Origin of the sequence: Mesonia profundi (assembly GCF_031085155.1) — a bacterium.
Classification (GTDB): Bacteria; Bacteroidota; Bacteroidia; order Flavobacteriales; family Flavobacteriaceae; genus Mesonia; species Mesonia profundi.
Window position 1 is genome coordinate 44,545 of record NZ_JAVHUL010000021.1, and the last position, 8,918, is coordinate 53,462.

General features: G+C 35.4%; 10 protein-coding genes. 7 read left to right on the forward strand and 3 right to left on the reverse strand.

The window, feature by feature from the left end; genetic code table 11:
• Positions 1-2 precede the first annotated feature (2 nt).
• A complete protein-coding gene (locus tag RBU60_RS09070; RefSeq protein ID WP_308864555.1) occupies positions 3-947 on the forward strand; it encodes a T9SS type A sorting domain-containing protein in 945 nt (314 codons plus the stop codon).
• Positions 948-1,070: 123 nt separating this feature from the next.
• Here RBU60_RS09070 and RBU60_RS09075 read toward each other — a convergent pair whose 3' ends face one another.
• From RBU60_RS09075 to folP, 3 genes are all read right to left on the reverse strand, one after another.
• Complete coding sequence (locus tag RBU60_RS09075) at positions 1,071-1,811, reverse strand: DUF3667 domain-containing protein (protein WP_308864556.1); 741 nt, start codon at positions 1,809-1,811, stop codon at positions 1,071-1,073.
• Positions 1,812-1,974: 163 nt separating this feature from the next.
• Positions 1,975-2,760: a diadenylate cyclase CdaA gene (gene cdaA / locus RBU60_RS09080; RefSeq protein ID WP_308864557.1), complete on the reverse strand. Its 786-nt coding sequence runs from the start codon at positions 2,758-2,760 to the stop codon at positions 1,975-1,977.
• 267 nt (positions 2,761-3,027) lie between these two features.
• A complete protein-coding gene (gene folP / locus RBU60_RS09085) occupies positions 3,028-3,846 on the reverse strand; it encodes a dihydropteroate synthase (RefSeq protein ID WP_308864559.1) in 819 nt (272 codons plus the stop codon).
• A gap of 67 nt (positions 3,847-3,913) precedes the next feature.
• Between folP and RBU60_RS09090 the strand changes: the two genes are divergently transcribed.
• Genes RBU60_RS09090 through RBU60_RS09115 form a run of 6 tightly spaced genes read left to right on the forward strand, consistent with a single transcriptional unit; the run spans position 3,914 to position 8,571 of the window.
• Positions 3,914-4,459, forward strand: coding sequence for a DUF1599 domain-containing protein (locus tag RBU60_RS09090; RefSeq protein ID WP_308864560.1), 546 nt, complete (start codon positions 3,914-3,916; stop codon positions 4,457-4,459).
• An 11-nt stretch (positions 4,460-4,470) separates the two neighbouring features.
• Entirely contained in the window at positions 4,471-5,568 is a 1,098-nt protein-coding gene (locus tag RBU60_RS09095) for a BT_3928 family protein (protein WP_308864561.1), read from the forward strand.
• A gap of 1 nt (position 5,569) precedes the next feature.
• On the forward strand, positions 5,570-6,646 hold the full coding sequence (locus tag RBU60_RS09100; protein WP_308864562.1) for an ABC transporter permease: 1,077 nt from the start codon (positions 5,570-5,572) through the stop codon (positions 6,644-6,646).
• Positions 6,647-6,656: 10 nt separating this feature from the next.
• Entirely contained in the window at positions 6,657-7,406 is a 750-nt protein-coding gene (gene tpiA / locus RBU60_RS09105) for a triose-phosphate isomerase (RefSeq protein ID WP_308864564.1), read from the forward strand.
• Positions 7,407-7,408: 2 nt separating this feature from the next.
• Positions 7,409-8,242: a 50S ribosomal protein L11 methyltransferase gene (gene prmA / locus RBU60_RS09110; RefSeq protein WP_308864565.1), complete on the forward strand. Its 834-nt coding sequence runs from the start codon at positions 7,409-7,411 to the stop codon at positions 8,240-8,242.
• Between the two features lie 53 nt (positions 8,243-8,295).
• Positions 8,296-8,571, forward strand: a complete 276-nt coding sequence (locus RBU60_RS09115; RefSeq protein ID WP_308864566.1) for an ATP-dependent Clp protease adaptor ClpS — start codon at positions 8,296-8,298, stop codon at positions 8,569-8,571.
• Positions 8,572-8,918: the final 347 nt, after the last annotated feature.

Genomic DNA, 8,918 nt, shown 5'->3' on the forward strand with positions numbered 1-8,918 from the left:
AAGTGAAGAAAATACAAACCGTGAAAAACTATATAAGCATTTTAGGCATTTTTCTATCTTTAGGAATTACTGCACAAACCACCAGTATCCCAGACACTAACTTTGAGCAATATCTTATTATTGAAGGTATAGATAGTGATGGTATTGTTAATGGACAAGTGTTAACTAGTGATATAGCTCCCGTACTTACACTTTATTTATATGGTGTTAGTGATCTAACAGGTTTAGAAGATTTCACAGCTTTAAAAGAAGTTACTATAAGAAATGGCGGGCAACCTAATGTTAATTTAGATATAGATTTAACAAATAATAGTAATTTAGAAAAAATTGATATTTGGGAGTTTGCGGGCTTCACAAACTTAGATGTAACAGGATTAATACACTTAGAAGAACTTAGTATCTCTGATGTGTCTGATGCGCCAGCTGTAATGATGATAGATGAGGTTGATTTAAGTACAAATATTAATATTCAAAAATTTACCGCAGTTAATCTTTATTGGGTTAAAATTAATCTTAAAAATGGAAACAATCATAACATGACTAATTTTGATTTAAAAGTATTTACTGCTGGGCCAGAAGAATCTTATCCTAGTTCTTTTTGCGCCGAAGTAGATAATGCTTCTGCTGCAACGGCTGATGTAGCACCTTATAACACCTGGTTAATTTATGGAATTGCAACCTATTACGACCAAGGAGAATGTATGCTGGCAGCAGATACAGTAAATAAAATAGAGGTTGCTTTATACCCTAATCCTGTGCAAAACACTTTTCAAATAGAAACCTCAGAAGAAATTAAACGTGTGAACGTGTTTTCTATAGCAGGGAAAGAAGTTGCTAGCTTCACCTCACAACTAGAATATGATATTTCTAATTTATCTTCAGGAGTGTATTTCTTGAAAGTCAGAAGTGCTACAGGAGAGAATGTTCAACAATTAATAAAACGATAAAAGATGAGGTAAATCTATTTAATTCTATTTTCAGTCATTTAAACTATAAAAAAATCAACCACTATTGCTAAACCGCTCTAAACTTTTAAAGGTTAGAGTGTTTTTTTTATGTTTTGTCCAAAATTAGTTGGTTATAAAAGCATAGCCCACCCCAACTATAGTTAAAAATATCATTAAGAAGATTACGATGGTGATAAATAAAACAGTTGCCGTAAACAAATCGATCCAACTCAAGGGATAAAGTTTCTTATAGGCGTAACAAGTATATAAAAAGAAAAAGAGGTTGTAGTAATTACTGAGTTCATACATATTTCCCCCAAAATTCACGGCAATTAGCATGAAAATAGAGGAGAGAATTGTGTATTCAGCCGTGAGGTAAGTCATAATGACTAAATGCTCTGTATAGTTGAACTTCTTATACTTAAAAAAAGATAGTTTTGCGACAAAGGCATATAATGGTAAACTAATCAGTTGTATTAAGGAATAGTATTTGTACATCCAATCGAGGCTGGGCATTTCAGAGAAATCGGAGCCAAACATGTTTCTTACTTCCATGCTTTGGGGATAAAATTTTCTTTGGATAAAAAGCTGAAATCCTGCAAGAGTCAAAGCAATCACAAAAAAACTAACTACATTTAAGTATTTCTTACGCGTTCCCCCAATATAACTGCCAATCACTTTTTGAGGTTGTAGGAGTAAGCACCAAAAAGTATTTATAAGAGTATTGTCGAAATTTAAAAAGATGAGCTGAAATTCGCTCCATAGTTGTTTTAGACTCAGATGATAATTAATTACCTGAGCCCCACATTGCCGACAATATTTGTCTTCCGTTTTTAATTGATAAGTACAGTTTTTACATTCCATTATACTTTTTTACAGTGGTGATTTGGTAAAACCTATCTGCATTATAATCCTTGCAATAGAGAAGTAATAAGTTTTAGTGTAAGCTATAAATTTCCAGAATTATACCCAATTAAAATTTTAAAACTTGCTTCTTTTATGTCTAGTTTCTAAAATCTATTTGTTTTTATCCTAAATCTTCTTTTAATTTATTTCCTAATTCCTCGTAGGAATCATACATCTCAAAAGAACCATTTTTAATGTAGGAGGTTTGTCCCGTTTCTTCACTCACCACCAAGGCAAGGGCATCGGTTTTTTCGGTAATTCCAACCGCAGCACGATGTCTTAAACCAAACCGCAGCGGAATAGTGCGGTCGTTGCTTACGGGTAAAATCACTCGGGTAGCGGTAATCCGGTTTTCTTCAATCACCAAAGCACCATCATGTAAGGTAGAGTTTTTATAGAAAATAGACTCTAAAATAGGCTGGTTCAATTCAATATCCATTGTATCTCCAGAGTTCTTTATAAAATCTAATTTGGTACTTCTTCCAATCACAATCAAGGCTCCGGTATTGGTTTTTCCCATGCTTTCGCAAGCACGAATAATTGCAGAAATATCTGTAGTGACTTCTTTGTCATCATCTCGTAAAAAGCGCAAATGTTTGATGAGTCTTCGTTTGCTTCCAAAATTGGTGGAGCCTACCATCAATAAGAATTTTCTTATTTCTTGCTGAAAAACCACAATCAAGGCAAACATTCCTGCACCAATAAACTGACCTAAAATGCTGCTTAGCATTTCCATTTGTAATACCTGTGTGAATTTCCACGCCAAGTAAACAATGACAATCCCAATAAAAATATTGATGGCAGCACTGCCTTTTACTAACTTATAGATGTAATAAAGAAGAATAGCCACCAATAAAATATCGATGAAGTCAAGAATACGTAAGTCTAGAAAATTAAAGGTTTCCAAATATTGCTTTTTTGTAAATTTATAAATTAAATCACTAGTGTCCGATAAAAATATTACAGATTTCTGTTATTACAAGTATAATAAGGTTTTTAAACTTTTTAAGGATGTTACAGCTTGCTATGATGTTGCGAATTGAAATTTAAAAAATAAATACCTATTCTTAATTTAATTAACTTGGTTATTAAGCTATTATGAATCAAGTCTTTTATCTTACGTCTTTCAGCGAAGCGGTCTTGTATCTTAGTCGGACACGACTAAACTTAAATCCTAAAGTTGGGCAACAAGCTGTATACATTCTCGCGCTTCTTTTACCTCGTGCACCCTTAAAATTTTTGCACCTTGTTGTAAAGCTAAGACATTTAAAACACTGGTTCCGTTAAGGGCTTCTTTTGCTGAAATATCTAAGGTTTTATAAATCATAGATTTTCTAGAAAGTCCTGCCAGCAAAGGAAGTTCTAATACTTCTAAGATTTTCATGTTTTTAAGCAACTCAAAGTTTTGATGAGTAGTTTTTGCAAATCCAAAGCCGGGATCGAGAATGATATCGTTAATTCCGAAGCTTCTTGCCTGAGCTACTTTTTCAGAAAAATAATACACAAGATCCTGTAAAAGGTCATCGTATTGCGTTAGTGATTGCATCGTTTGAGGATTGCCCCGCATATGCATTAAAATATAAGGAACTTTTAATTCGCCTACGGTTTTCATCATCTGCTCATCAAGATTTCCGCCAGAAATATCATTAATCATCGCCGCTCCATTATCTATCGCACTTTTAGCAACTTCACTTCTAAAGGTATCGATAGACAAAATAATATCTGGAAACTCCTGTGTTAAAAGTTGAACTATGGGAAGCAAGCGTTGCAGTTCTTCTTCCGTAGAAACGTTTTTAGCATTTGGTTTAGAACTATAGGCACCCACATCAATACAAAAAGCACCCTCCTGAAGCATTTTTTCCGTCTGCTGAAGAATTTCTTTTTCCTTTTTATACTTCCCGCCATCAAAAAATGAATCGGGGGTAAGGTTAAGAATCCCCATAATTTTAGGGCTTTCTAGCGAAATAAGCTTTCCGTTGCAATTAATTGTCATATAAAGATTGAATAACTTTGAATAGTTGAAATATTTCTCCGAAATTTACGCAAAATACGGCGTTTTCATGCAAAATACTTCTTTACAATATGATTCGGTGGTTTCTAAGTGCCGAGAATTATTTCAACATAAAATGAATGATTATGGTAGCGCATGGCGAATATTGCGTTTGCCTTCTTTAACCGATCAAATTTTTATCAAAGCCCAACGCATAAGAGGGCTGCAGCAAAATGCCGAACAGAAAGTAGAGGAGGGCGAAATTCCTGAATTTATAGGCATCATCAATTATTGCATTATGGCCTTGATTCAGCAAGAAAATGGCGTGGCAGAGCAACCCGATTTTTCTGCAGAGAAAGCTTTGAAGCATTATGATAAGCATGTGAAAATCACCAAGGAGTTGATGGAAAATAAAAATCATGACTACGGGGAAGCTTGGCGTGAAATGCGTGTAAGTTCCCTAACCGATTTGATTTTGCAAAAACTTTTACGCGTTAAACAAATAGAAAATAACCAAGGAAAAACGAAGGTAAGCGAAGGCATTGATGCCAACTATCAAGACATGGTGAATTATGCCATTTTCGCGCTTATTCTTCTTAACTTCCACGAATCTTAAATTATAGTACTATGAAAGTAATTGTAGGCTTTGCCAGAATTTTTGTCGGCATCTTATTTATCATTAGCGGCTTTGTAAAACTCAACGATCCTGTTGGTTTCTCTTATAAATTACAAGAATATTTTAGTCCGGGAGTGTTAGATATTCCATTTTTGGTTCCTTTCGCTTTGGCCTTGGCCGTATTTTTAGTTATTGTAGAATTACTGCTGGGACTTACCCTTATTTTAGGCTATTTAAAAAACCTAACGCGATGGAGTTTACTCTTAATGATTCTATTTTTTACGTTCCTAACTTTTTACTCGGCGTATTTTAATAAAGTAACAGATTGTGGATGCTTCGGAGATGCGTTGCCGTTAACACCTTGGGAATCTTTTTCTAAAGATGTGGTTTTAACCATCTTGATTTTAATCATTTTCTTTAATCAAAAATACATTACGCCGCTATTTAACCCTAGCTCCCATAAATGGATCTTCTTTTTGGCGTTTATTGGTTGTTTAGGTTTTGGATACTACGTATTAATGCATTTACCAGCCATAGACTTTAGAGCCTATAAAGTAGGTGTAAATATTTCTGAAGGAATGAAAATGCCAGACGATGCAAAACAAGCGGTTTATGATTATAACTGGAAATTTATGGTAGATGGAGAAGAAAAAATAATTACGACACAAGGGAGTTATCCATCGGTTGACGGAGAATTTATTGAAGTGAATACAGAAGTAGTAGAGGAAGGTTATGTGCCGCCAATTCATGATTTCTCCTTGCAGCAAGATGGGGAAGACTTTACGGAAGAAATTCTAAACGAACCAAAAGTCTTGATGGTTTCTGCCTATAATTTATCTAAAAGTGAAAAAGCAGGTTGGAGCGCTATTAAAGACCAAGTAGATGCGGCTCATAAAAAAGGCTATCACGTGATTGGTTTATCGGCTTCTGGACCTAATGAAATTGCAGAGATTAAAGATATTTACGGAATAGAAATCGACTTCTATTTCGCTGATGAAACTGCGATTAAGACTATTGTACGTTCCAATCCTGGTTTGGTAACCTTAGAGAAAGGAACGATTATGCAAAAATTACATTGGAACGATGCCGAAGATTTAATTTTAAACTAGATTGTTAAAATATATTGTTTATAAAATAGGCTATGCTTTACTCACGCTGTTTGGCGTGGTGAGCATCATCTTTTTTCTTTTTACCGTATTACCGGGTGATCCTGCGCAAATGATGTTGGGGCAAAACGAGAGTGAAGAACAATTGCAAGCAGTACGCGCCAAGTATGGATTTGATCAGCCTATTCACATTCAGTACGTGTATTACTTAAATGATTTATCTCCGCTTTCTTTTCATTCCGTAAAGCAAGAAGATTATACCTATTTGGACGAAAATAAATATAATGCGGCCACTTTATTTACACTTGGGGAAACCTCGGTAGCTTTAAAAACGCCTTATTTAAGAGAATCATTTCAGAAAAACGGAAAGAAAGTATCTTCGGTAATTGCCGAAACTTTGCCCAATACCTTTGTGTTGGCATTTTCTGCGATTACGATTGCTTTACTTATCGGAATTTTCTTCGGAATTATTTCAGCCCTTCAAAAAGATACATGGCTCGATAAAGGCATTCAGATTCTAAGTACCGTTGGGATGAGTGTACCTTCCTTTTTTAGCGCGATACTTTTCGCTTGGTTTTTTGCTTACGTATTGGGAGAATATACCCATTTAAACACCACCGGAAGCTTATATGAGTTAGACGATTTTGGAGAAAAAAATCATCTCGTGCTTAAAAATTTAATTCTCCCAGCCATTGTTTTGGGGATTCGTCCGTTGGCAGTCATGATTCAGCTGATGAGAAATTCGCTCTTAGAAGTTTTACAACAAGACTACATAAGAACGGCGAAGGCCAAAGGATTGTCTATGCCTAATATCATTAGAAGACACGCTTTAAAGAATGCATTAAATCCTGTGATTACCGCTATTTCGGGCTGGTTTGCTTCCATGTTGGCAGGGGCTGTTTTTGTAGAATATATTTTTGGCTGGAATGGCCTAGGAAAAGAAATTGTAAATGCGCTTAATACTTTAGACTTGCCTGTAATTATGGGAGCGGTATTAATTATTGCGCTTATGTTTATACTTATTAATATTTTTGTAGATATTATTTATGGTTGGTTAGATCCAAAAATCGCCAACACTTAAAATAAAAATTATGAGAGATCAAATTGTTGCAGGAAACTGGAAAATGAATTGTGATGTGCAAGAGATGAAAACCTTGTTAAGCGATTTAAAAAAGCAAGACTTTAAAGAAGAGGTGAAAGTTATGGTAGCGCCATCGTATACCAATCTTTATCCTGCGAAAGAACTATTAGAAGACAGCCGCATTGAAGTGGCAGCTCAAAATATGCACGAAGCAGAAAGCGGTGCTTTTACCGGAGAAGTTTCAGCAAAAATGTTGACGAGCTTAGGTTTAAAAACCGTAATTCTAGGACATAGTGAACGTAGAAGTATTTATAAAGAAAGCCATGAGTTGTTGGCAGCGAAAGTAAAATCTGCTTTAGCGAACGGACTCCATATCATTTTTTGCATAGGGGAGGAGTTGGAAGCTAGAAAGAGTGAGAAGCAGGTAGAAGTGGTTAAAAAACAATTAACCGATAGCGTTTTTGGATTGTCTGCCAGCGAATGGGAAAATATTATCCTTGCCTACGAACCGGTTTGGGCGATAGGAACGGGAGAAACTGCTAGTCCGCAGCAAGCGCAAGATATGCACGCCGAGATTAGAAAAATGATTGCAGATACGTATTCTTCCGCTGTAGCGGAAAAGATCTCCATCTTATATGGTGGAAGCGTAAAACCCAATAATGCACAAGAAATTTTCGCTATGAAAGATGTGGACGGCGGACTTATTGGCGGAGCAGCATTAAAAGCGAAAGATTTTACACAAATCATTAATTCATTCTAAGTATGACACCTGTATATATTGGTTATTTTTTTAAGGTAGAGCCGCTTCAACCGGCTTCAGATATATTGATCGCAGAGTTGGGGGAAATCGGTTTTGATAGTTTTCTAGAGACCGAAGAAGGCTTTGAAGCCTACATCATTAAAGATAAGCATCAAGAAGCTTTGGTAAAAGAGATTGATTTTTTAAAAAATGAGAACTTTAAGATTAGCTATACCATAAAAGAATTTGACCAAGTGAACTGGAATGAAGAGTGGGAAAAGAATTTCTCTCCCATTATAGTGGATGACATTTGCCAAGTTCGGGCGCCTTTTCACCCTAAGAAAGAAACCGAATATGATATTGTAATTGAACCTAAAATGTCTTTTGGAACAGGACATCATGCCACGACGCATATGATGATTCAGCATATTTTAAAAGATGATATGCGTCAAAAAAGCGTATTGGATATGGGCTGCGGAACTGGAGTTCTAGCGATTCTCGCTGCGATGAAAGGCGCGAAGCCCGTAGAAGCGATTGATATCGATAATTGGTGTTACCTAAATACTTTGGAGAATATTGAGCGTAACAATTGTGCAGACATTAAAGTAGAAGAAGGAGATGCAGCATTACTTGCTGGGAGAAGTTACGACATTATTATCGCTAACATTAACCGCAATATCTTACTGAATGACCTTCCCATTTACGCCGATTGCTTAACGGAAAATGGCGAAATTTATCTAAGCGGATTTTACGAAGAAGATTTAGAAATTATCACGAAAAAATGTAAAAACCTAGGTTTAAATTTTGATAATCATTTTGTGCGTGACAATTGGACCGCAGCAAAATTTGTTAAATAATTGATGAAGTAGCCAAATAGCTTTATTTTTGTAAAGTAGAAAATTTGAATATGATGAGTGTACAAGAAGAAGTTTTAGAAGAAGTAGAGATTAAAGAAGAAGTAAATCAGCAGAATGAAATTGTTGTTTTTAATGATGAGGTAAATACGTTCGATCACGTAATAGATATGCTCATTGCAGCTTGTGATCACGATCCTTTACAAGCCGAACAATGTACCATGCTCATTCATTATAAAGGAAAATGTGCGGTAAAAACCGGCGATTATGATGATTTAAAACCCCGATGTAGCCAGCTTTTGGATGCGGGAATTAGCGCAGAAATACATTAAATCTTCTTAATTTATAATTAGTTGTTTCCGAAGAAAAAGATGTTAGATCGCGTAGCTTTTAGAATATAGAAACTAGACCGATGTATAACTAACTGGTGGACGGAGTTTTTGGTTTAGTGATTGTTAGTTTAATGTAAAAAATAAGGTGTAATGTTTTAATATTTTTTTTACTTCCATCGCTAAAATGGCTGCCTTCAATGAAGCTTTACCCCGACATAAATAAAGCATAAAAAAACCACGATGTAACATCGTGGTTTTTTCGTTTTATAGAGTTGTCCCGTCCTAAAATAGCGATACACAAAAACCGGGTGTATATGAAAACATCAGAAAAGAGTGGGTACCAGAAG

Coding starts and splice junctions, on each gene's coding strand:
- RBU60_RS09075 (WP_308864556.1), bottom strand. CDS start 1,811: ATGGAATGTAAAAACTGTACTTATCAATTAAAAACGGAAGACAAATAT.
- folP (WP_308864559.1), bottom strand. CDS start 3,846: ATGACAATTAATTGCAACGGAAAGCTTATTTCGCTAGAAAGCCCTAAA.
- RBU60_RS09090 (WP_308864560.1), top strand. CDS start 3,914: ATGCAAAATACTTCTTTACAATATGATTCGGTGGTTTCTAAGTGCCGA.
- RBU60_RS09095 (WP_308864561.1), top strand. CDS start 4,471: ATGAAAGTAATTGTAGGCTTTGCCAGAATTTTTGTCGGCATCTTATTT.
- tpiA (WP_308864564.1), top strand. CDS start 6,657: ATGAGAGATCAAATTGTTGCAGGAAACTGGAAAATGAATTGTGATGTG.
- prmA (WP_308864565.1), top strand. CDS start 7,409: ATGACACCTGTATATATTGGTTATTTTTTTAAGGTAGAGCCGCTTCAA.
- RBU60_RS09115 (WP_308864566.1), top strand. CDS start 8,296: ATGAGTGTACAAGAAGAAGTTTTAGAAGAAGTAGAGATTAAAGAAGAA.